20 protein-coding genes are annotated in these 21,755 nt (G+C 54.8%); 16 read left to right on the top strand and 4 right to left on the bottom strand.

The window, feature by feature from the left end; genetic code table 11:
- Positions 1-54 precede the first annotated feature (54 nt).
- From ACR0IO_RS12070 to ACR0IO_RS12050, 5 genes are read left to right on the top strand one after another with little or no spacing between them, the layout of a single operon-like run.
- A complete protein-coding gene (locus ACR0IO_RS12070; RefSeq protein WP_480741904.1) occupies positions 55-1,020 on the top strand; it encodes a cupin domain-containing protein in 966 nt (321 codons plus the stop codon).
- Positions 1,017-1,619 carry a class I SAM-dependent methyltransferase gene (locus ACR0IO_RS12065; RefSeq protein WP_480741903.1) on the top strand — a complete coding sequence of 201 codons (603 nt, stop codon included), beginning with the start codon at positions 1,017-1,019 and terminating at the stop codon, positions 1,617-1,619. The genes ACR0IO_RS12070 and ACR0IO_RS12065 overlap by 4 nt, the downstream gene beginning before the upstream one ends.
- 10 nt (positions 1,620-1,629) lie before the next feature.
- Complete coding sequence (locus tag ACR0IO_RS12060) at positions 1,630-2,754, top strand: cobalamin-independent methionine synthase II family protein (protein ID WP_480741902.1); 1,125 nt, start codon at positions 1,630-1,632, stop codon at positions 2,752-2,754.
- A complete protein-coding gene (locus ACR0IO_RS12055; RefSeq protein ID WP_480741901.1) occupies positions 2,751-3,446 on the top strand; it encodes an alpha/beta fold hydrolase in 696 nt (231 codons plus the stop codon). The genes ACR0IO_RS12060 and ACR0IO_RS12055 overlap by 4 nt, the downstream gene beginning before the upstream one ends.
- A complete protein-coding gene (locus ACR0IO_RS12050; RefSeq protein ID WP_480741900.1) occupies positions 3,443-4,138 on the top strand; it encodes an RraA family protein in 696 nt (231 codons plus the stop codon). The genes ACR0IO_RS12055 and ACR0IO_RS12050 overlap by 4 nt, the downstream gene beginning before the upstream one ends.
- 153 nt (positions 4,139-4,291) lie before the next feature.
- Here the strand turns inward: ACR0IO_RS12050 and ACR0IO_RS12045 are convergent, their stop codons facing one another.
- Complete coding sequence (locus tag ACR0IO_RS12045) at positions 4,292-5,080, bottom strand: class II aldolase/adducin family protein (RefSeq protein WP_480741899.1); 789 nt, start codon at positions 5,078-5,080, stop codon at positions 4,292-4,294.
- Positions 5,081-5,170: 90 nt separating this feature from the next.
- Here ACR0IO_RS12045 and ACR0IO_RS12040 point away from each other — a divergent pair, with 90 nt between their 5' ends.
- Positions 5,171-6,109, top strand: a complete 939-nt coding sequence (locus tag ACR0IO_RS12040; RefSeq protein WP_480741898.1) for a GlxA family transcriptional regulator — start codon at positions 5,171-5,173, stop codon at positions 6,107-6,109.
- Between the two features lie 45 nt (positions 6,110-6,154).
- Here ACR0IO_RS12040 and ACR0IO_RS12035 read toward each other — a convergent pair whose 3' ends face one another.
- Positions 6,155-7,123, bottom strand: coding sequence for an endonuclease/exonuclease/phosphatase family protein (locus tag ACR0IO_RS12035; protein ID WP_480741897.1), 969 nt, complete (start codon positions 7,121-7,123; stop codon positions 6,155-6,157).
- Positions 7,124-7,445: 322 nt separating this feature from the next.
- On the opposite strand from ACR0IO_RS12035, the gene ACR0IO_RS12030 reads away from it, so the two are divergent.
- The gene (locus tag ACR0IO_RS12030) at positions 7,446-9,503 is read left to right on the top strand and encodes an adenylate/guanylate cyclase domain-containing protein (RefSeq protein WP_480741896.1); all 2,058 of its coding nucleotides are present in this window, start codon (positions 7,446-7,448) and stop codon (positions 9,501-9,503) included.
- A gap of 347 nt (positions 9,504-9,850) precedes the next feature.
- Here ACR0IO_RS12030 and ACR0IO_RS12025 read toward each other — a convergent pair whose 3' ends face one another.
- Positions 9,851-10,771, bottom strand: a complete 921-nt coding sequence (locus ACR0IO_RS12025) for a LysR family transcriptional regulator (protein WP_480741895.1) — start codon at positions 10,769-10,771, stop codon at positions 9,851-9,853.
- Positions 10,772-10,882: 111 nt separating this feature from the next.
- On the opposite strand from ACR0IO_RS12025, the gene ACR0IO_RS12020 reads away from it, so the two are divergent.
- From ACR0IO_RS12020 to ACR0IO_RS12005, 4 genes are all read left to right on the top strand, one after another.
- The gene (locus ACR0IO_RS12020; protein ID WP_480741894.1) at positions 10,883-11,806 is read left to right on the top strand and encodes an SDR family NAD(P)-dependent oxidoreductase; all 924 of its coding nucleotides are present in this window, start codon (positions 10,883-10,885) and stop codon (positions 11,804-11,806) included.
- Between the two features lie 17 nt (positions 11,807-11,823).
- Entirely contained in the window at positions 11,824-12,198 is a 375-nt protein-coding gene (locus ACR0IO_RS12015) for a DUF4345 family protein (protein ID WP_170333347.1), read from the top strand.
- 346 nt (positions 12,199-12,544) lie between these two features.
- The gene (locus ACR0IO_RS12010; RefSeq protein WP_480741893.1) at positions 12,545-13,477 is read left to right on the top strand and encodes a sulfotransferase family protein; all 933 of its coding nucleotides are present in this window, start codon (positions 12,545-12,547) and stop codon (positions 13,475-13,477) included.
- A 152-nt stretch (positions 13,478-13,629) separates the two neighbouring features.
- Positions 13,630-14,847, top strand: coding sequence for a polysaccharide pyruvyl transferase family protein (locus ACR0IO_RS12005; RefSeq protein ID WP_480741892.1), 1,218 nt, complete (start codon positions 13,630-13,632; stop codon positions 14,845-14,847).
- A gap of 345 nt (positions 14,848-15,192) precedes the next feature.
- Here the strand turns inward: ACR0IO_RS12005 and ACR0IO_RS12000 are convergent, their stop codons facing one another.
- On the bottom strand, positions 15,193-15,849 hold the full coding sequence (locus ACR0IO_RS12000; protein ID WP_155148290.1) for a GntR family transcriptional regulator: 657 nt from the start codon (positions 15,847-15,849) through the stop codon (positions 15,193-15,195).
- Between the two features lie 138 nt (positions 15,850-15,987).
- Here ACR0IO_RS12000 and dctP point away from each other — a divergent pair, with 138 nt between their 5' ends.
- From dctP to ACR0IO_RS11975, 5 genes are all read left to right on the top strand, one after another.
- Complete coding sequence (dctP, locus tag ACR0IO_RS11995; protein WP_480741891.1) at positions 15,988-16,974, top strand: TRAP transporter substrate-binding protein DctP; 987 nt, start codon at positions 15,988-15,990, stop codon at positions 16,972-16,974.
- Positions 16,975-17,067: 93 nt separating this feature from the next.
- Positions 17,068-17,610, top strand: a complete 543-nt coding sequence (locus ACR0IO_RS11990) for a TRAP transporter small permease (RefSeq protein ID WP_170333343.1) — start codon at positions 17,068-17,070, stop codon at positions 17,608-17,610.
- 5 nt (positions 17,611-17,615) lie between these two features.
- Positions 17,616-18,932 (top strand): TRAP transporter large permease, encoded by a 1,317-nt coding sequence (locus ACR0IO_RS11985; RefSeq protein ID WP_480741890.1) that lies wholly within the window; start codon positions 17,616-17,618, stop codon positions 18,930-18,932.
- Positions 18,929-20,185 carry a malonyl-CoA decarboxylase gene (locus ACR0IO_RS11980; RefSeq protein ID WP_480741889.1) on the top strand — a complete coding sequence of 419 codons (1,257 nt, stop codon included), beginning with the start codon at positions 18,929-18,931 and terminating at the stop codon, positions 20,183-20,185. Before ACR0IO_RS11985 ends, ACR0IO_RS11980 begins: the two co-directional genes overlap by 4 nt.
- Positions 20,186-20,190: 5 nt before the next feature.
- Complete coding sequence (locus ACR0IO_RS11975; protein WP_480741888.1) at positions 20,191-21,705, top strand: malonate--CoA ligase; 1,515 nt, start codon at positions 20,191-20,193, stop codon at positions 21,703-21,705.
- The last annotated feature ends 50 nt before the right edge of the window (positions 21,706-21,755 follow it).

Genomic DNA, 21,755 nt, shown 5'->3' with positions numbered 1-21,755 from the left:
CTGCACGAGCACAAGAACCTCCTTTCCTGAAAACGAAAAATCGGAACAAACGTCATGACCAAGTCAACCATTTCTTCCCGTATTGTTCGCTACGGTGAACTTCAGCCCTGTAAAACTGCCTTCATCGATGCCCACACACCAGGCAGCGATCAGAAAGAGAACTTTACGATCATTGGCGGCGGTGTCTCTGAATCCCCTGACCAGCACGTACACATCACCGACAAGATCGGCTTTAATATTGGTGCTGCGGGTCAGCCGCCGAAATGCCGAAACTCGCTGCACAGCCACACGACGGCTGAGGTGTTCTTTGTCGCCAAGGGCCGTTGGCGGTTTTTCTGGGGGCGCTACGGAACGGCAGGCGAGTTCATTGCTGAAGAAGGCGATATCTTCAACATCCCGACTGGTATTTTCCGTGGTTTCGAAAACGTCGGTCAGGATTACGGTATGATCATGTCGATCCTGGGCGGGGATGATGCCGGTGGCGGTGTGACCTGGGCTCCGCAAGTCATTGAAGATGCCCAAGCGCATGGCTTGATGCTGGGCGACAACGGCGTTCTCTACGACTCTAAAAAGGGTCAGGAACTACCCCATAATGTGCGCCCAATGCCGTTGCTGTCCGAGGAGGAGTTGAAAAACTACCCTGAGGTTCCGGTCGAAGATGTCGTTGGAAAATACGTCGCGCGGTATTGGGACTTGATGGCGTTATCGGCCAACAAACCCGCACAGGTGATTGGTGAAAACGGCCTGATCAAGGACAAACCTGGTTTCGACGTCGACTTCCTAGGACGTGGATCCAGCGTGGCCGACCCGGTGGCTGCAGATAAACCGGTTGTTCTGATGCCGGCCAGTGGTCATTGGCGTGTCTCGATTGATGGACATGTAGTCACTTTGTCGACCGGAGACACAGCTTTGGTTCTGCCCGGCGAATCCTATAGCGTACAACCATCAATGACCGGACAGGCGGGCCTGTACCGGATCACTGCAACCGATGACCCGGCAGGAGCAACCTGGACAGGATGAACGCAAACCCCGATGACACCCATGCCGTCTACGAGCGGCAGGCCACCGAGTACGACAAACGTCGTTCAAAGGCCTTGTTTGAAGCGCGCTGGTTGGCGCGCTTCACGGCCAGCCTGAAACCCGGCGACCATGTATTGGATCTGGGGTGTGGCGCCGGTGATCCTATTGCACGCTGGTTCATGGCCGAAGGCTTTGACGTTACAGGCGTCGATTTTTCCGAGGCGATGTTGTCCATCGCACGGGAACGCTGGCCAGAGGGTGATTGGCGATACGCCGATATGCGTGATTTCGAACTGGATCAGAAATTCGACGGCATCATTGCATGGAACAGCTTTTTCCATCTCACGGCGGACGAACAGAAGGCCTGTATCGCACGCATGTCGCATCATTTGCGGCCCGGTGGGATGCTCATGCTGACTGTCGGCCCAAGCGAGGGCGAGGCAAGCGGCACGGTAGGGGCGGAGATCGTTTATCACGCTTCGCTGTCCCCCGCCGGTTATGCCTCGTGTCTGGAGGAAAACGGGCTGCTGCTAACCGGCTTTCTCGCCGAAGACCCGGAAACCCAAAGTCATACCATTCTGATGGCCCGAAAAATCTGAGGAGGCTCTGATGACCGTCAAAACCACACATGTTGGGTCTCTGCCCCGCACACAGGAAGTGGTGGATTTTATCTTCGCCCGCGAAAACGAAAAGCCCTACGATGCCAGCGCGTTTGACAGCTGCATGGCAAAAGCCGTTTCTGAGACTGTGCGCAAACAAGTTGAGGCTGGTGTCGATATCGTCAGCGATGGCGAGACCTCAAAGATCTCTTATGCCACCTACGTAAAGGATCGCTATACGGGCTTTTCCGGCGACAGTCCGCGAAATGCCCCTGCGGACCTGAAGATGTTCCCCAGCTTTCTGCAGCGGCTTGCCGATGATGGTGGTACACCGCAATACGCACGCCCGATGTGTACCGGCGAGGTACGGTCCAAGGGGCAGGGTGAGCTTGAGAAGGATATCGCCAACCTCAAAGCAGCGATGGCGCAACATGGTGCGGAGCGCGGATTCATGAATGCCGCATCGCCGGGGGTGATCTCTCTTTTCCTTCAGAACGATTTCTACCCTACGCGCGAGGCCTATCTGAGCGCGCTGGCCGATGCCATGAAAGAAGAATACGAGACCATCGTTGGCGCCGGTCTGGATCTTCAACTGGATTGCCCGGATCTGGCGCTGTCACGCCATATGCTGTTCACCGACCTCTCCGATGATGAGTTCGTCAAGATTGCCGACATGCATGTTGCAGCGCTGAACCATGCGCTTGAGAACGTTCCGCAGGATCGCGTTCGCGTTCATATTTGCTGGGGGAACTACGAAGGCCCGCATTGCTGTGACATCGCTATGGACAAGGTGTTCAATACCCTGATGTCGACCAAGGCGCGCTATGTTCTGTTTGAAACCTCAAACCCGCGCCATGCCCATGAATGGACTGTCTTTCGGGATCGTAAGACTGAAATCCCGGACGATAAAGTCCTTGTGCCGGGGGTGGTTGATACGACGACAAACTTCGTGGAACACCCGGAGCTTGTTGCGCAGCGCATTGAACGCTTTACCGACATCGTGGGCGCAGACCGCGTGATTGCGGGCAGCGACTGCGGCTTTGGTACGTTCGCAGGTTTCGGCGCCGTTGATCCGGAAATCGCCTATGCCAAACTGACTTCCTTGTCCGAAGGCGCAAAGCTGGCTGCGCGATGACACCGCTGGTTCTTTTGCCGGGGATGATGTGTGATGCGCGCCTGTTTGGGCCGCAGATCAATGCGTTGTCCGGCTCAAGACCGTTGATGACGTTTCCTCTGTCGGGGCAAGAGAGCATTGAGCTCATTGCCTCAGAGATACTAGAAAACGCACCGCCCGTATTTGCCTTGTCTGGTTTGTCGATGGGCGGGATCGTTGCAATGGAAATCTTACGGCAGGCGCCTGACCGGGCTGAGCGGTTAGCGTTGCTGGACACGAACCCGCTTGCTGAAACTGATGAGGTAAAGGCACGACGAGGCCCTCAGATTGAAGCTGTTCGCGATGGCAGGCTTCGGCAGGTTATGCGGGATGAGATGAAGCCGAATTACCTTGCCGATGGCCCGAGACAGGGTGCCATTTTGGACCTTTGTATGGAAATGGCGATGGACCTTGGGCCTGAGGTTTTTCTGCGTCAGTCCATGGCTCTCATGAACCGCGCGGATCAAACGGAAACACTGTTGAATTATCAAGGGACCGCATTGGTCCTGTGTGGCCGAGAAGACGGGTTGTGCCCCGTTGAACGGCATGAATTGATGCATGATCTGCTGCCCAACAGCACGCTCGAAATCATCGAAGATGCAGGGCATTTGCCCACTCTGGAAAAACCCGACGAAACAACGGCGGCCCTGATCCGCTGGCTGGAGGATTCATGACACCGTCCCTTTTGGCATTGCTGCGCAAAGTTGATACCCCAACAGTCTGCAACGCCATCGAAGTCGCGCAGGGTAAACGCGGTTTTGATAGTTTCACACGCGGAACGATGCTGTGCTCGGCCCCGTCTGAACCCGCTATTGTCGGCTACGCCCGTACTGCAAAAATCGCTGCCGTAAATCCGCCATCCGAGCCGTCAGAAATCATCAAAGAACGTCGGATGGCCTACTATAAATACATGGCCGAAGCGCCCGCTCCGTCAGTCGCGGTGATCGAGGATCTGGATTATCCCGATTGCATCGGCGCGTATTGGGGCGAAATCAACACTACGGTGCATAAAGGGTTTGGTATGTCGGGCGCGCTGACAAACGGGGTCATGCGCGACCTTGGAGACCTTCCTGACGGATTTTCCGTTGTCGCGGGGTCGGTTGGGCCAAGCCACGGTTTTGTTCATGTTCGCGAGATCGACACGCCTGTTTCCGTATTTGGTCTTAGGGTCAACCCCGGTGATCTGATCCATGCGGACCGGCATGGGGCGCTGGTCATTCCACCCGATTTGATTGAGCTACTCGAAGCAGCAATTCAAAAACTCTTCGCTACTGAGCGCATAGTTCTAGATGCGGCCACACAGCCGGGTTTCGATTTCGACAAGTTTCGCCAGGCTTGGGAAGAATTCGAGCGGGCGCGGGTTTGACATGAGCCATCAGCTGTAGCAGCCCACAGACCGACACACGGGCCAATACCCTGGCCAGTCGGAAGGCGATAGCGCCGCTATATCACGCCACTCATGGAACAAGTGAATCTGTCCGCCGATGCGAACCCATCGGCGGACAGGAGTGACCGGCACTTACGTTGTGTAATGGGGTGCTTCGACATCAAGGCGTCTGCGAATGGCCAGCCATTCCAATTCGCCTTCATAGCCATACCAATCACTGTTGTTCATGTCTGTCAGGTGACGCTGGATCTCATGTTCAGGGATCTCCCGAATAGTGGCGCCACCGGCTGCGGATTTCTGAACCTCAAGCTGCACGGCGCAGGCCTGATCGAGATAGAAGGATCGAAAGAATGTTTCGCCGGCGGTTGCTCCGAATACAAATGCGCCATGCCATGCCTCGACAATAGCCTTTTTGCCGATCCCCGCCTTGAGCAACCCGGTGAGAAAGTCATCAGTGCACTCGAACTCGTAGTCGGTGTATCCAAGCACGTCGCCGCCACCGATCATCAGATAGGCTTGGCTTAGTGGCTGCAGACCCTCTTTCTGAGCAGACACTCCCATTATCGCCTTTGTATGGATATGCATGATGCAGTTCATGTCAGGGTTGGCTTCAAAAAAGAGCTTGCCTATTTCCGTGGCCGATGGGTTCGGTTCACCGTTTTCCGGATTGTGGTTGGTGCGATCAAACCCAACTTTGATCAGATTGGATGCAGTGACCTCTTCGTGCATCCAGCCGTAGTGATGGGTCAAAAGAGCATTTTCACCGGGCACCCGAACGGCGTGCCACTGGTTCGTAAGATCCGTCAGACGATACTTCACCAGCGCGTTGTAGATGGCAGCGAGCTCGCAGCGAGCCTCCCATTCTGCATCACTACAGTTTGCTGGGCGCTGGCCGCTTGGCTTCGGGGTCATGATATTCATTGCGATTCCTCCAATCTGCTACCACCGTAAAAATCCAGAGCGGTGATATTTGTCTTGATTTGCCCCAAATTATGCGCCGAATACCCATGTATGAAAAAAGTCAGCTTTGTCCTTTTCCCGGAATTCCAGATGCTTGCCTATGTTCTGGCGACCGAGACCTTGCGGATCGCGAATAAATGCGCGGGCCGAAGCGAGATTGTCTGGCAAACCCGCACCGCAACCAACACACCGGTTCAGGCTTCAAACGGGGCAATGATAGCGCCGGATACACTTGATTGGTCGGGTGCGCCCGATGCCGACCTCGTGGTTCTTTGTGCGGGGTACAGTCCGCTGGATTATCTTACGTCACGCGTGCGGGCGTATATTGCCCGCGCCGCAGCTGAGGCACGCGTGCTGGGCGGGCTTGATACCGGGGCGATCATTCTGGCTGAGCTTGGATTGTTAAACGGCAGTCAGGCCGTCTTGCATCATGAGGCCGAAGCGGCCTTTCGCGAGCGTTGGCCCGAAATCATCATCGCGGATAAGATTTTCTGTCTGGATAAACAGAGGCTCACGGCGGCAGGAGGCACAGCGACCGGTGATGCCATGCTTGCCTGGATCGCCCGTGATATCGATCAGGAACTTGCGGAGGCAACGGCAAACGGGATGATCCATGGTGGACCCCGGAGCAGTGAAACCCCCCAGCGCCATATTCGAACAGCGGATCCAGCGCTTTTGCAGATGCATCAATTGATGGTGGACAACATCTCAGACCCATTCACCGTTCAGGATATCTGCACCAAACTGGGTCTGTCGCAAAAACAGTTACGGCGGCGTTGCTGTGCTGCCTACCAGATGACGCCGTCGGAATACTATCGCCGCAGGCGGTTGGAAGCGGCCCACCAACTGCTGGTTAATTCACAACTATCAGTGACCCAGATCGCACTATCTTGCGGGTTTGAAACGGTTTCGAGCTTCTCGCGGGCTATGCATCAGCATTTTGGGAGCCCGCCAAAACAAATCCGAAAGCGGTACTTGGGTTCGGGCTAAACGATCACGTGCTTCAATGCCCACAATGATAATCAGGGACGTTGTTTATAACCCGAATTCACACCAAAGCGGCAAATGGTCCGATACCCTGTGTGAGATCGAATTCCTGCTGAAATCGGTATCGGTGTAGACGAAGGGAAGAAAATCAAAATTTCCACCGGACCGCAGTTCAATATCAATCAGCGCGCCGGAACCGGTGGTGAACCAGGCAATCTGGTCGTAGTAGTTATCATCACTTGGATCGCCGGGATCATCAAACACTGTTCGTGGCAGATTGCGCAATTGATCCGGAATGCGCAGGCCGGTCGATGTGAAGGCGTCAAATAACGGGCTACCTTCGCGATCGATGTTGAAGTCGCCCAGACAGATGAGGTTGTGGTGAAACCTGTTTGATCGTCTGGCCCAGTCTCTGAAGATGTCAGCGATTTCAGCCAGTTCCGGAATTCTGTCTGCGGCTACATCTCCGAAGAGAATGTGAAGCGTGACAAGAATGAAGGTGGTGCCCGACCTACGAAAGCTGACCGCGTACGGAGTTCTGACAAACTGCTCTCGCAGGGCATCCGCCCCCACTCTTTCCAGCCGATCCGGGGGCACAACCAACTCTGCTGCCAATCCGGATGGCCTGATGCGGGTTCGGTCGAAAATGAAGGCCAGACGTTCGTTGTTTCCGGCTTCCCCAGCGGTCACATCCGTCATCAGGAAATCCCAGTCATCCCCCAGAAATCGCATCGTATCACGCAGGGCACGGAGGTTACCTTTGAGCTCCTGCACGGCGATTACATCGAAACGCGAGAGGATCTCGATGATCGCGCGCAATCCGCGCAGGTCACGCTTGGGTGAATCGTCTGAGGACGCGGTCCACTTACGCGTCAGGGACGAGAAAGAGCGGATGTTCCAAGTCGCGATGAGCAGGTTATCAGCTTGTTTGGCTGGGATTTCTGAATCCAGGCTTGTCGCAAGCGCGTTCAGATCATCTTGAATTGGGGCGGGGGGATTGTCGGTAATGACAGGCAAAATACATCTCCGGTATCGTGTTGATCTTTGAAATAAGTTTATCGGATATCATAATGTTTGCTCGAAATGCGTAGTGTTTTGAGCTGTCACATAGTGCCAGATCGACAGGGCTCGGACCAAGCATATCTTTCGAAGATCTGCAGACTTATATGTGCCAACCGCAAATACATCGTCCGAGGTCTGTTTTCTCGTTCGTGGTTGCAGTTCTCTTCACGGAGTGATCCCGCCGGTTTGAAATGTGGTTATAATTACAAGCTTTTAATTGACGATTGAGCCGTCTAAGCTCAGGTCTCAGGCGCCCTCCGCCATAACTGGAGCTGCTATGCGTGTCAGCGTAGGCATCGCTGTAACAATGCTTGTTGCGCTGTCGATCGGTGTGTCGACATTTGTTGTGCACTCGTTGTGGTGGACAACCGCCCGGGAAAACAGCCGGATGCTTGCGGCAGAGATCAACAGTCAGATCGCAAATACAGTGCGGATTGAAGTTGGTCTGACTCTCAGGTCCGCAGAAGCGGCATGGGCCGCAGTGCGAACCATTTTCGTTCAGAACGTCATCACCACCCGACAAGCTGACAAACGTGAGTTCGTCTTCCTGTCTCAACTACAGGCCCAACCCAACATCTCGTGGATCATGTTCGGCTGGCCGGATGGGAATTTTTTTGCGGCACATCGTCTGGGCGATGGTGGGCTTGAGATGATGGAAATTGACGATGAAATCCGCGACGGGATGCTGCGCCGGGATCGATATATCTTCATTCCGGGCGACATACAGTTTGAAGAGCGAGATTTTTCGGCAACGAATTTCGACCCACGAGAACACGCCTGGTACGCGAACTTCATCGGGCGTGACGCCACGGATTGGATAGAAGCCCGCGACTTACCCGGCAGTCAAAAGACGGTCTACGCCTATGCGGGTCCGGTCGACGTGAACCGAAGGCGACAGGGTGTGTTGGCCGTCGTGATCGAAACCGACCGGTTGTCGCGATTTTTGGGAACGTTACGGCCGGGTGAGTTCGGCGCGGCATTCATCCTTGATGCAGACGGAAATGTGATTGCAGCACCCGACCCAAATGCAGATGAAGTTACGCCCGCTCGTATGGGTGAAGGAGATCTCTACGAAATCGCGAAAATGTCCGGTGAGCAGTTGCTAGGCGGATCCGACATGCCTCCGGTTGCCAATTCGACGACAAGGATTGTCAATGATGGGGTTCCTTACGCGGTCGCTTTGACACCACTTGGTTTCTACGGGTGGCGAGTTGCGACGGTAATACCGGAGTCTGCCTTCCTGTCCGGGATCGATGCCGCACTGTTGAACCTGATATACATATTGATTGGCGTTGTTGTCGTGGCGACCGCACTTGCGATCTGGCTTATGCGGACGGTTGTCGCAACGCCGCTTGCACATATCGTTGAAGATCTCAGCAAGGTTGAACGCTTTGATATCGAACAGATTGCACGCCGCCCTTCCAAGCTAAAAGAGCTTTCGAACCTGTCGGCGGCGACTGTGAATATGGCCGCTGGCCTGTCGGCGTTTCGAAAATACGTACCCACCGACCTTGTTCGAAGCCTGGTTGCCGAGGGTGTCGATACCCAGCCCGGTGGAGAGATGAAGCGGATTTCGGTGCTGTTTTGTGACGTTGCCGGATTCACTGGCTTGTCCGAGCGGATGGGGCCCAAGATCGTTCAATTAATGGAGCCGTTTTTCAGTGCGACCTCATCGGCCATCGCGCGTCATGACGGGACGATCGACAAGTTCATGGGTGATGCGGTGATGGCATTCTGGGGTGCACCGCGCCCCGATCCAAAACACGCTGAAAACGCCTGCCGGGCCGCACTGGACCTCGTGGCGACCGTCGCTGCGACGGGGATCCAGGATGATACCGGATCGCCCTTGCGCATTCGTTTGGGCCTGAACACGGGTGAGGCGCTGGTCGGCAATATCGGATCGGAAGAACGGCTGAATTACACAGCCATTGGTGACGTAGTGAACGTCGCCAGCCGTTTGGAAGGGGCCAACAAAGTATATGGTACCGCAATTCTGATTGGCCCGGAAACACGGCGTGCTGCAGGTGATACGGTGGTTGTGAGAGAACTGGATACGCTGGCGGTTTTCGGCCGCGCCGAGGGCCTCGTTATATTCGAATTGATCGCAATGACGGACAGTGCCGATGGATCTTTTGGGTGGATCGCGACCTATGAGGAAGGTCTGAACCACTATCGGAACCGGCGTTTTGACAGAGCGTTCGAAGCATTTGAGGCTGCCGACAAGAAACGTGGTGGAGATCCTGCTTCTGCTGTCATGAAAGAGCGTGCCCAAGCCTTTCAAACCGAGCCGCCGCCTAGTGACTGGGTGGGCGTTGCGATTGCGGACAAGAAGTAAGGTGGCTTACACAACAGGGTCAAAACAAAGCGAAGCGCTGGATTGGGTCCTGTTCTTTGCTTCTATCTGCGAAAAAAACACCACACCATTGAGCCGTGTGACCCGTCTTGAGTGATCGAGCGTCTGGGATTTTGCCCGAAGGGCTTCTAGTCGTCGGGCAATTGCTGCATTGGGTCTTCAGGGAGCTATCCGATAGTGAGGTCATGCGGCTGCTCTTTGGAATGCAGTCCTCTGGCAAGTAAACTGTAAATACTTGGCTCATATTCAGCCCGACTGAGAGTCGCACGTCCTGTAGATACATATCTGCCGGGTGGGCGTGGTGCTAAACTGCGCACCACCGCCCCGCGCTATCGGGGCGATACAGTTCCGGAAACCCAAAACTCGTTTCGTCTGGATCTGATCCGTTCGGCAAGAAAGTCGACAAATAGTCGGACGCGTGCCGTGTTTCGAAGGTCGCGATGCAGCAAGAGCCAGATGTTCCGATAGGGTATAGGCTTTTGGAACGGCGCGCGGATTAGGTTGGGGTGACGGTCGCCAAGGTTGCACGCAAGGTAGGCCATCCCCAAACCTGATGCCGCCAAAGTGATCAACGGAACCAAATCCGAAACCCGGTGTTTTAACGTGGCCTTTGGGTAGTAGCTGTCTTTCACCCATTTCGCCGTGGTTGCCTCTTCGGGTTCGTGCCAGCCGATCAGGTGCAATCCTTCGCCACCATTGTCGCAGATTCGTTCAGCGTATTCGCGCGTGCAATAGGCTGCCTGAGACATCTGGACCAGTTTCCGCCCGACCACATCATCTGTCACTTCGTCAGCTACACGCAAGGAAACGTCGGCTTCCCGACGCATGAGATCGCGAACATCGTTTGTGAAATTCATATTGAGGATGATGTCCGGATAAAGATCGGCAAAGGCAGTAAAGTCATCCATCAACGAAGTCATCGCCAGCCCGTGGGGCAGGGTCACGTAGACTGTGCCGGACGGTTGCGCATCCCGGCCCACAATGACCCGCGATGCAGCGGTCATTTCTGCCTCAACGCGTTCGGCATGAGGCAGCAGGTCTTCGCCAAGCTGTGTCAGGGCGAGGCCAGACCTGGTACGGTCGAACAACCGACTGCCCACGCGCTCTTCCATGACCGAAAGCCTACGCGTCAGCGTGGTGTGGTTCACCTGAATGCTGTCTGCCCCACCCCGAAGGGTTCCGGTTCGTGCAACCGCAAGAAAGTACTTCAGATCGTCCCAGTTTAGGGAATGGCTTTCCTTTATCGACATGAGACATGTGTTTCATTTTTGAAGCACGGTGTCCAGAAATACCCATCTACAGATCAAATAATGGGCGCCTTACCTTGGCTTCATCAATCTTGACCCAAAGGAGCCCAACCCATGAACCAGATCCAATCTGTATTGATCACTGGCGCAAATGCCGGACTGGGTCGCGAGGCCGCCCGACAACTCGCCCTACAGAAAGGTATTGCCAAAATCTATCTGGCTTGCCGCAACCGGAGCAAAGCAGAGGCCGCTAAAAAGGCACTGGAGCATGAGACCGAGCGTAAAATCTTTGAAATCGTTCTGATGGATGTGACAGATCCCGCTTCGGTTCGTAAAGCGGTCGCTGAACTCTCTACCCCGATTGATGCTGTCATTCTCAATGCCGGTGGCACCGGCGGACCACATCCCAACGGCCTCACCAGGGATGGCGTAACCAATATCTTCGCGACCAATGTTCTGGGCCATGTCGTGCTGGTGGACGAGTTGATGGAGCGCCAGTTGGTAACGTCCACAATCCTCTACGCAGGTTCCGAGGCAGCCCGGGGTATTTCCAAAATGGGTATGCACCGCCCTGATCTGTCCGAAGGTACCGTGGACGAGTTCAGATCAATCGCCGATGGCAGCAAGTTTGGCCCCGAGGGCGATCCGATGCAGACCTATGGTTACGCAAAATTGACGGCGACACTTTGGATGGGGGCGATGGCCCGTCGGCACCCGCATGTTCGCTTTGTCACCATGAGCCCGGGTGGCACCACAGGTACTGCGGGCTTTGATGATCTGCCTCTGATGAAACGCATCTTCTTCAAACATGTGGGCGGAGTACTGATGCCTCTGTTCGGCATGATGCACAGTGTTGAAACCGGGGCAAAACGGTATCTCGACGGATTGCTCAACCCGGAATTCAAGACCGGTCATTTCTACGCCAGCCAGGCAGGTTATCCCACAGGGCCGGTCGTGGATCAGGCCAGCATTGATGGCGCTCTGTCAGACATCAACACCCAAGACAACGCCGATCTGGCGCTGCGCCAGTTTGTCTAATCCAAAGGAGATATGAAATGGAAACTACACTTAACATACTCGTCGTTCTTGCAACTCTCATGTTGGCTGGCCTCGGCCTCACCTCGATGTTTGCACCCCGTCGAATGGTCGCGAACTTTGCCATCGAACCGGTGGGAACAGCAGGGCTCAGCACAATTCGCTCGGTAGTTGGGGGGCTATTTCTGGCGTCAGTTGCCTTACTGGTGATTGGCCTGACGACCGGCCAGACTCAGGGCTATTTGGCGGTTGCAATCCTGATGGGTGTCGTAGCTATAGGGCGTATTGTCGGTATTCTGGCCGACGGGTTCGACAAGGCCGTTCTGCCGCCGCTGCTTGCAGAGCTGGTGATCATGGCGGTGTTGATCACGGCCCATAGCCAACTGTCCGTTTAGACGGTCGGAGATCATTCGGGCGGCGGCTAGGGTGAAATCGCCGCCGCCCTCTCAGTTTTTGGGTCAAGCAAAACGGCAGATGGCATGGATAGCTTCCGCAGCGGAAGCTCGCACGCTGCACACCAGACAAATGCCCCGTTCTTAATCTCGCCACGTCAGGCTTTGTGTTGAAATGCTGCGTCACGGAAGGCTTGGATTTGGGTGTATTCACATTGTGAACAGAAGCGACTAAATTAAGCTATTGTCATCAGACCGACCCAAATCTCTAGCGGTTTTTTGGCGATCCTTGACAGCTCTGCACAGCTGTTACGATTTTAGAGTAGTACGTTTGAACGAAACGGAGGCTTTGGCCACCAACAAACCTAAATTTCATTTGCGTGATACAATCGGCATTAACCGCTCCGTTTTCCAGCGCATCAATCAGAGACGCCAACAGCTAATGCATTTTAACGATATCGATTTTGTGATTATTGGCGCCGCGAAGTCGGCAACCACATGGCTTCAGAAACAGTTGCAGACGGATCCGGCCGTCTACATGCCCGACCCGGAGCTTCACTATTTTTCCAGAGAGTACAGCAAGGGACAGGACTGGTATTTTTCGCAGTTCGACGAACAACTGCTCGATAGGGTCGTTGGCGAGAAATCCAACTCCTACCTTTATGAACCCGAAGCAGCGGCCCGTCTTCACCGAGACCTGCCGCAGGTGAAATTGATCGCGCAACTGCGCAATCCGGTTGAACGAGCCTATTCCAGCTACTGCATGCGGTTCAGGCGCGGCGAGGTCGGGAAGGATATAGAATCCTACCTCGATCCTACGTTAGGTGAGAACCTCAAGTACCTGATTTCGGGAAAATTCGCGTCGCACCTGCAGACCTTTGTCGACCTCTATGGCCGAGAAAAGCTTCTTATCTTGTTTTTCGAAGGCGTCTCGCTCGACCCGGAGGCTCAGATGGCTCAGGTCCGATCCCACCTTGGCCTGCCGCCACGTCCGTTTTCGTCAATCGGGCGAGAGAAGGTAAAGGACAAGACATCACTGATGGTCTCTCCCCGATTGCGCAAGCATCTTGCGTGGGTAAAACCCATAGTTCGCCCCTTACGGGGGACGTCCGGGTTCGAGACTGTCCGGGGATTGGTTACCCAGCAGACCCGGTATCCGAAGCTGACAGACGAGTTGCGAAATCGTCTTTATGATTACTACCACCCCTCGATCGAGGCCCTGGAAAAGATGAGCGGCCAGTCGCTCAGCCACTGGTATGGGCCGTTGGATCGGGCCAGCTGATGAGACACTCGCTTTATTCAGGTCTTCAGGCCCGGGTCCACGATCTGTGCGGGGCACATGTAGTAACTGGATACCTTACAGGAAGCGACACCTGCGACAGTTCTGAAAGACAAGGAGGAAAAGTGAAAGCCTAACGTCTTTCACTTATTGATATGAAGAAGTTTATTATCACCGGAATTCAGATGAGAAACAAAGGCTCACAAGCCATGTTTCTATCTTTGTGCTATGGCTTGAAGTCTATTTACAAGGACTGCGAGGTTATTGGTTTTGCTAATAAATATGACTCGCCCGAGCAGTATTCGTTCAAGTTGTTACCCTACGACTACTACACGCGTTTGATATTCAAATATCATTTGTACAAGGTGCCACTGTTGGAGCCGCTGCTAACGCGTTTTGCCGGTTTCTGGAGAAAAACTGACAAATGGAACGGCAAGGTTCCGGAAATGGTAAAAGCTTTGAAAGACGCGGACGCCATTCTCGATGCAAGCGGCTATACGCTTGGCTCTGGCTGGCCCAAGGGCGGCGGCGAGTTGTTAATGCAAACGATAAAAATCGCAAAACGTTACAATAAACCAGTCGTCCTGATGCCCCAGAGCTTTGGTCCGTTTGATTGGCCCGACGGTAATAATGAGAAATTCCTTAAGAGAGTGAAAAAGGAGTTAACTTACGCCACCAAAATCTATGCCCGCGAAAAAGAAGGATATGAGTGCTTAAAATCTCTGGACCTGGACAATGTCGAGCTGTCTACGGATATGGTTATCCGGGAGAAGGTTTTTCCAACAGCCAGCGATATCTATGCTTCGCACGAGAATGACGAGATAGACTATCCAGCCCCCAATTCTGTCGGCTTCATTATCAATGAAAACGTATTCAGGATTGGTGATTCCAGTTCGGTGTTTGATCTCTATGCAAAGATACTTGATAGGTTGGTCGACAATGGCGAAAATGTGTACATCCTGAACACGTCCACCGCCGATATTCACCTTGTCGAAAAGGTTCTGAACAAAACCAGGAACAGAGACAAGGTAAGCTTGATTGCCAAAGAATACGCGAGCCCGGAACTGATCGACATCATCGGAAGGTTCAAATACGTGATCGCGTCGCGCTATCACTCGGTGGTATTCGCTTATCGGAGTGGCGTTCCTGCAATTATTCTCGGATGGGCCAGCAAATACACTGACCTTGCAGAGCATTTCTTGCAGCAAGATTACGTATTTGACATCAGAAACCCGGGTGTTGATCAGATTATCGAAAAAATCGACAACATGGGTGAGAAACATGAACAGGAATCGCGCCGCATAGCTGGCCAGCTAGAAAAGCTGCAGGCCACTTCGGTTGTGCAAGATGCCATGGATGCTTTGAAGGGATGAGCTTCCTTGAACCGTCGTCCCGCAACGGTCACTCTTCCCGAAAACCCGCTGCTTTGAAGCGGGTGTTGGCTGCTCCAGTTGTGCAGCGTTTCGAGTGATGGAGGGTATCTGGTTCATCGAAGCCAGTTTGTTGTGGAGATGAACCAAGAAGTCCGGAACGCCTATTGATGCCGCTGATTAATTGATCAGGGGCATCGATAGAAAAACTCGTTAGTAGACTCAGTTGAAAAGGCGATTAGGATTGCCCGGCTCGGCTTGCGCACCTGATCGACAAAAGCGGGATGACGATCGGGGCTCAGAAGCTTTGCTGCAAGCACTCGTGTAAACCGTCTGTTGCTTTCGGTGCTAATCGGATGCGCTTTTCAAAGAAGCCATCAGGTTGTGGAACTTTTCCCCCTGTACGGCGACATGCGCGCGCAATGCATTTGCCGTATCCTCAGGGTGACCACTGTCGAGCGCGCGTACAATGTCTTCATGCTCAGACATCGATTGTGTCATGCGGCCCCGAAATCGAAGCTGTTGCCGCCGGAAGGGTTTGAGGCGTCTGTGTAGCTTGGACGCCTCTTGTTCCAGAAAAGAATTGCCGGACTGGTTATATATGATTCGATGAAACCGTTCGTTCTCAAGGTAGTATGTGTCCGGGTCCCCGGCATCGACCGCCATCTGACATCTTGTATTGGCGTCGGTGAGGTCTTTCAAAGCTTCATCGGAAATGCGCAGCGCTGCTAGTCGGCCGCAAACGGCTTCGAGCTCGGCCATGACTTCGAACATCTCCATCAACTCTACCGGGCCCGGTTGCCGGACAAAAGCACCCCTGCGCGGTATGAGGTCAACCAGACCCGATAGGGCAAGCCGCTGAAATGCTTCTCGAAGTGGCGTTCTTGAAACGCCAAATTGCTCTGCCAGTTTAACTTCGTCCAGCCGGTCTCCGTCCGCAAATGTTCCGTCAAAGATCAGCTCTTCCAGATCCTGAGCAATAGTATCGGCAAGTCTTTGGTCCATAGTGTTCTGTTTTACTCGTGATCGATTGGGAGCTCAAGAATTCAAATCTTGTATACAAAAATATTGACTTAAAAAACATAAGGACTTTATGCTTCTGTTCATCCCCGGCAGGCCCGGGTTTGAAAACGGGAGGAGAAAATGAAAACCATGTTCAAAACAGCCGTCGCTGCTTTGGCGCTCGCGACCGCTGGCACTATGGGTGCTTCGGAAGAGCTACGACTGTCACATCAGTGGTCGAACAAGGACATCCGTCACCAAGTCGCTCAGATCGTTGCAGATGAGGTTGCCGCGGCGGATGTTGATCTGGAAATCAAGATTTTCGGCTCGAAATCGTTGTTCAAACCACGGGAGCAATACAAACCGCTTAGCCGTGGGCAGTTGGACATGACTGTTCTGCCGCTGAGCTATGCCGGAGGTCAGCAACCAGCCTACAACCTGACCCTGATGCCGGGTCTGGTGAAGAACCACGATCACGCAGCGCGTTTGGCCGACTCACCCTTCATGGAAGCGTTGGAAGAGAAGATGGCCGAGGACGACGTGATGGTTCTGGTCCATGGCTATCTGGCAGGTGGATTTGCTGGTAAAGATAAATGCATCACAAAACCTGAAGATGTCGCAGGCCTTCAAACACGCGCGGCAGGTAAATCCTTTGAGCAGATGCTGGCCGGCGCCGACGCCTCAATCGCCTCGATGGCGTCGTCGGAAATCTATAACGCCATGCAGACCGGCGTTCTGCAGGCTGCCAATACATCGTCCTCGTCTTTTGTCAGCTATCGTATTTACGAACAGGTCAGCTGCTATACCCCCGCCGGTGATGTGGCGCTGTGGTTCATGTATCAGCCGCTCCTGATGAACAAATCCACTTTCGAAGGCTTGAACGAAGATCAGCAGGCTGCGCTGCTGGCAGCCTCGGAAAAGGCACAGGCATACTATCTGGAAGAGGCCAAGAAACAGGACGCAAACTCAGCCAAGGTCTTCGCAGAAGCAGGCGTTGAGATTGCCGAGATGAGCCCTGAGGATTTTGAAGCCTGGCGCGCGCTGGCTCAGGAAACATCCTACAAAGCTTTCGTGGAAGAAGTAACTGATGGGCAGGAGCTTCTGAACAAGGCTCTGGCGGTCGAGTGACACCACTCAAGCCGGGCGGGGCAGAACCCGCCCGGCACCCGATTACTTGTCTGATTTTCAGACCTCCCTGCATCTCAATTACAGGAGGCGCACATGGCTGGCCATAGCTCTGCCGTTGCTTCTCACACCGGGAACAATCCCTTCCTTCGCTTTGTCGCGGCGCTTTCAACTCTGGCGGGCTGGTGCTCAGCAGCAATGATCGTCGCCGCCGTCGCAATCACCTGTCAGATGATTGTTGTGCGCTTTGTTCTGAATGGTTCGACCATCTGGCAAACCGAGGCCGTCATTTATCTCGTCATCGCTGCCACGCTGGTTGGTCTGCCTTATGTGCAGCGTTTGCGTGGGCATGTGAATGTAGACCTGATCCCAATCTCACTGGCCCCGCGTCCCCGCTTTTTCATGGCGATCCTGACCTCGGTCCTGTCCATCGCCATCGTCTCGGTCATGCTGTTCTACGGCTACGAATACTGGCACTTCGCGTGGGAGCGCGGTTGGAAATCCGACACTGTCTGGGGTGTTCGCCTGTGGATTCCCTACTTGTCCATCCCGGTCGGCTTCGGGCTGCTGCTGTTGCAGCTGATCGCCGACCTCGTCGCCGTTCTGCTTGGCATCGATAAACCTTTTGGTCTGGAGTAAAGCCGATGGATCCCCTTCTGCTCGGCGCTATTGTCGCCATCGCAACCATCCTAGTTCTATTCTCGGGCGTGTCCGTGGCCATCGGTCTGCTGATCGTTTCCGCCGGGTTCCTGATCATCTTTGACGGCCCCCGGTCGCTGGAACTGATGCCCGAGATCCTGTTCGGCAAGCTGGACAACTTCGCACTGCTCTCGATCCCGATGTTCATCATCATGGGGGCGTCCATCGCCTCAACAAGGGCAGGGGCCGACTTGTACGAAGCCCTCGAACGCTGGCTGACCCGTGTCCCCGGCGGACTGGTCGTGTCGAACCTTGGTGCATGCGCGTTGTTCGCCGCCATGTCCGGTTCATCGCCTGCCACCTGTGCTGCCATCGGTAAGATGGGCATCCCCGAAATGCGCAAGCGTGGCTATCCTGACGGTGTGGCCGCCGGTTCAATCGCCGCAGGTGGCACACTGGGCATCCTGATCCCGCCGTCGGTCACGATGATCGTCTATGGTATCGCCACCGAGACCTCGATTGGCCGCCTGTTTCTGGCGGGCGTAATCCCCGGGCTGATGCTGGTGGGTCTGTTCATGGCCTGGTCGCTGTATTCGACCTGGAAATCCGGCGATGCGACCCGCCTGGGTTCCGGTAGCTACACCTGGAGTGAACGCTTCGAGATCCTGCCGCGCGTCCTGCCTTTCCTCGGCATTATTCTTGGTGTGCTCTATGCCATGTATGGCGGTATCGCCACGCCGTCGGAGACTGCCGCCGTTGGCGCGCTGCTTTGCCTGATGATTGCGATGATCATCTACAAGCTTTGGAATCCCAAGGATATCTGGGTCGTGCTGCGCGATAGCACCAAGGAAAGCGTGATGATCCTGTTCATCATCGCCGCCGCTGGGGTTTTTTCTTATATGCTCAGCTCGCTGTTCATCACGCAGGCGATTGCGGAGTGGATTGGCACACTGGACGTGAACCGCTGGGTTCTGATGGGTGCGGTCAACGTGTTCCTGCTGATCGCCGGGTTCTTCCTGCCACCTGTGGCCGTGATCCTGATGGCGGCCCCGATCCTGCTGCCGATCATCACCACCGCTGGATTTGACCCGATCTGGTTCGCGGTCGTGCTGACGATCAACATGGAGATCGGCCTGATCTCGCCCCCCGTCGGCCTGAACCTTTACGTGATCAACGGCATTGCGCCGGATATCTCATTGAAGACCATCCTAACCGGATCACTGCCTTTCGTGGCCTGTATGGTGGTCGCGATAGTCCTGCTGTGCTTGTTCCCGGGCCTCGCCACGTGGCTGCCTGATCTGGTGATGGGGGCAGCGGTATGACTCTGCTGGCCGATCTTCTTTCAACCGTATTTGAGCGGCGGTACCGTCGCTCGGGCGCGGCAGCACTTGACGGCCGCCCGCTGTCCGAACTGGCCGCCGCGCTGGTTGGGTCGGCGGGGGAAACATCTGGGTTGGCGTTGGCCGAAGAGATACTCAACCGGTTCGACACGCTGGAGGATGACGAAAAACTGGAGTTCTTCCGGTATCTTGCCACAGCGATGAATATCGATCCCGAGGCGGTGCGTTCGTCACTGGACGAATACGAGCGCGACCCATCGAAAGCAACCTATCGCTGCTTTGCAGCTGCGGTGGAACCGGCCCGGCAAGAGCTGATCCGTCGACTGAACCGGGTACCCGGTGCGACCGGAGCGTTGGTGCAGATGCGTGCCGATCTGCTGCGGCTGGGCGGCAAGGAACCCGAATTGCAGGCGCTGGATTTGGATTTTCGGCACCTGTTTGCCAGCTGGTTCAACCGGGGGTTTCTGGTCCTGCGTCCGATCAATTGGGAAAGCCCGGCACATATCTTGGAAAAAATCATTGCTTATGAGGCGGTACACGCCATCGACAGCTGGGATGACCTGCGCCGCAGGTTGGAACCCACCGACAGGCGCTGTTTCGCCTTCTTCCACCCCTCGATGCCCGATGAGCCGCTTATCTTTGTAGAAGTCGCTCTGAACAGCGGCATTCCCGGATCGGTTCAGGCGCTTCTTGCCGAGGATCGCGATCCGATGCCTGCAGAGCAGGCTGACACAGCCGTGTTCTACTCGATCTCGAATTGTCAGGCGGGTCTGGCCAGTATCTCGTTCGGCAACTCTCTCATCAAGCAGGTGGCGTCGGATCTGGCGGCAGAGCTGTCAGAGTTGAAGACTTTTGTCACCCTGTCACCGATCCCGGGATTGACCCGGTGGCTGTCTCAGGAAGGTCTCGATTGGGACATCGAACAACCCGATCAGATGAAGGTGCTGGCCGCACACTACCTGTTGAACGCCAAAGGCCGGGGAGAGCTGCCTTTCGACCCAGTGGCTCGGTTCCATTTGGGCAATGGCGCGCTGGTCCATGCTGTTCATGCCGATGCCGATACTTCTGACAAGGGGCGCGCCCAGTCTGGCGGCACTATGGTCAACTACCTCTATGACCTGGCCCGCGTAGCCCAGAACCACGAAGATTTTGCCAACACACGCTCGATCATCGCTTCGACCGAGGTCAAGTCGCTCGCGGCATCAATCTCTCTTTCTACGACACAAGAAAGGTAAACCTTATGGCCAATCCTCTCTATGACGGTTTGTTTGGCATTCATGCTGGTAGAGACACACCTTTTTTGCATCTGCTTGACGGGTCAACTATCACGCATCAGGACTTTCTGAGTATAGCTGCTCAGATAGCGCACGTGGCAACCCAATTAGGTCTGAAGCCAGGCGACCGGGTCGCGGCGCAGATCGAGAAATCGCCCGAAGCGCTGGCGCTTTATGCGGCCTGTGCGCAAGGCGGTCTGGTGTTCCTGCCGCTCAACACTGCCTACACGGTGGATGAGCTGACCTATTTCATCGAAAACAGCGGTGCTTCTCTGATCGTATGCGACAGCAGGAACGAAACGAAGCTTGCCCCGGTCGGCGTGCAATTGGGAGCAAAGGTTGAAACGCTGAACGCCGATGGCTCGGGTTCACTGATGGACCAGGCTGCAGCAATGCCAGCCAGCTTTGAAACCGTTGATCGAGACGGTGAAGACTTGGCGGCGTTTCTTTATACTTCGGGCACGACGGGCCGGTCGAAAGGTGCGATGCTGACCCAGAACAACCTGTTGTCGAATGCACAAACGTTGGTCACAGAATGGCGTTTCACTTCCGATGACGTGTTGCTGCACGCGCTGCCGATCTTTCATACTCACGGGCTGTTTGTGGCTACTAATGTCACACTGGCGGCTGGCAGCAGCATCGTATTCATGCCCAAATTTGATCTTGATGAGATCATCGGGCGGATGCCGCAAGCCACTACAATGATGGGTGTGCCGACCTTCTACACCCGCTTGTTGGATGATGACCGGTTCACCAGGGAACTGGCTGCGGATATGCGTCTGTTTGTTTCCGGTTCCGCGCCGCTGCTGGCGGAAACACACGCGCAGTTTGAGGATCTTACCAGCCATCGCATCCTCGAACGCTATGGTATGACCGAGACCAACATGAATACCTCGAACCCTTACGAAGGTGAGCGCCGTGCAGGTACGGTGGGTTTCCCGCTGCCGGGGGTCGAACTGAAAATCTGCGACTCTGATGGCAATGGCCTTCCACAGGGTGAGATCGGCGAGATCGAGGTGCGTGGACCAAACGTATTCAAGGGCTATTGGCAAATGCCCGAAAAAACCGCCGCTGAACTGCGTGAAAACGGGTTCTTTATCACAGGTGATCTGGGCCGGATCGACGAGGATGGCTATGTTCATATCGTTGGCCGCAACAAGGACCTGATCATCTCAGGCGGCTACAACATCTATCCCAAGGAAATTGAGCTTGTGCTGGATGACCAGCCAGGAGTGCTGGAAAGTGCGGTAGTCGGTGTGCCCCACCCGGACTTCGGTGAAACGGTTCTTGGTGTGGTTGTCGCTGAACCGGGTGAGGTCCCCAACCTTGAAGAAATGCAGGCTGCAGTATGCAACAGCCTCGCGCGATTCAAGCACCCCCGCCAGTTGATCCTGATGGATGAACTGCCACGTAACACCATGGGCAAGGTTCAAAAGAACATCCTGCGTGATCAATACAAAGACATGTTCGTGGAAGCGTAAGAAAACACTCCCCAGCCCGACAGCTCTCTTCTCGATATTGCTGTGGGCCA

It is taken from the genome of Ruegeria sp. CE12 (assembly GCF_056537525.1).
The sequence above is the reverse complement of the archived record's forward strand: the minus strand, read 5'-3'. Positions and strand labels throughout refer to the sequence as shown.

Coding starts and splice junctions, on each gene's coding strand:
- ACR0IO_RS12000 (WP_155148290.1), bottom strand. CDS start 15,849: ATGGACCAAAGACTTGCCGATACTATTGCTCAGGATCTGGAAGAGCTG.
- ACR0IO_RS12040 (WP_480741898.1), top strand. CDS start 5,171: ATGAAAAAAGTCAGCTTTGTCCTTTTCCCGGAATTCCAGATGCTTGCC.
- dctP (WP_480741891.1), top strand. CDS start 15,988: ATGAAAACCATGTTCAAAACAGCCGTCGCTGCTTTGGCGCTCGCGACC.
- ACR0IO_RS12060 (WP_480741902.1), top strand. CDS start 1,630: ATGACCGTCAAAACCACACATGTTGGGTCTCTGCCCCGCACACAGGAA.
- ACR0IO_RS12015 (WP_170333347.1), top strand. CDS start 11,824: ATGGAAACTACACTTAACATACTCGTCGTTCTTGCAACTCTCATGTTG.
- ACR0IO_RS12045 (WP_480741899.1), bottom strand. CDS start 5,080: ATGAATATCATGACCCCGAAGCCAAGCGGCCAGCGCCCAGCAAACTGT.
- ACR0IO_RS12050 (WP_480741900.1), top strand. CDS start 3,443: ATGACACCGTCCCTTTTGGCATTGCTGCGCAAAGTTGATACCCCAACA.
- ACR0IO_RS12055 (WP_480741901.1), top strand. CDS start 2,751: ATGACACCGCTGGTTCTTTTGCCGGGGATGATGTGTGATGCGCGCCTG.
- ACR0IO_RS12030 (WP_480741896.1), top strand. CDS start 7,446: ATGCGTGTCAGCGTAGGCATCGCTGTAACAATGCTTGTTGCGCTGTCG.
- ACR0IO_RS11975 (WP_480741888.1), top strand. CDS start 20,191: ATGGCCAATCCTCTCTATGACGGTTTGTTTGGCATTCATGCTGGTAGA.
- ACR0IO_RS12065 (WP_480741903.1), top strand. CDS start 1,017: ATGAACGCAAACCCCGATGACACCCATGCCGTCTACGAGCGGCAGGCC.
- ACR0IO_RS12020 (WP_480741894.1), top strand. CDS start 10,883: ATGAACCAGATCCAATCTGTATTGATCACTGGCGCAAATGCCGGACTG.
- ACR0IO_RS12005 (WP_480741892.1), top strand. CDS start 13,630: ATGAAGAAGTTTATTATCACCGGAATTCAGATGAGAAACAAAGGCTCA.
- ACR0IO_RS12025 (WP_480741895.1), bottom strand. CDS start 10,771: ATGTCGATAAAGGAAAGCCATTCCCTAAACTGGGACGATCTGAAGTAC.
- ACR0IO_RS11990 (WP_170333343.1), top strand. CDS start 17,068: ATGGCTGGCCATAGCTCTGCCGTTGCTTCTCACACCGGGAACAATCCC.
- ACR0IO_RS12070 (WP_480741904.1), top strand. CDS start 55: ATGACCAAGTCAACCATTTCTTCCCGTATTGTTCGCTACGGTGAACTT.
- ACR0IO_RS11980 (WP_480741889.1), top strand. CDS start 18,929: ATGACTCTGCTGGCCGATCTTCTTTCAACCGTATTTGAGCGGCGGTAC.
- ACR0IO_RS11985 (WP_480741890.1), top strand. CDS start 17,616: ATGGATCCCCTTCTGCTCGGCGCTATTGTCGCCATCGCAACCATCCTA.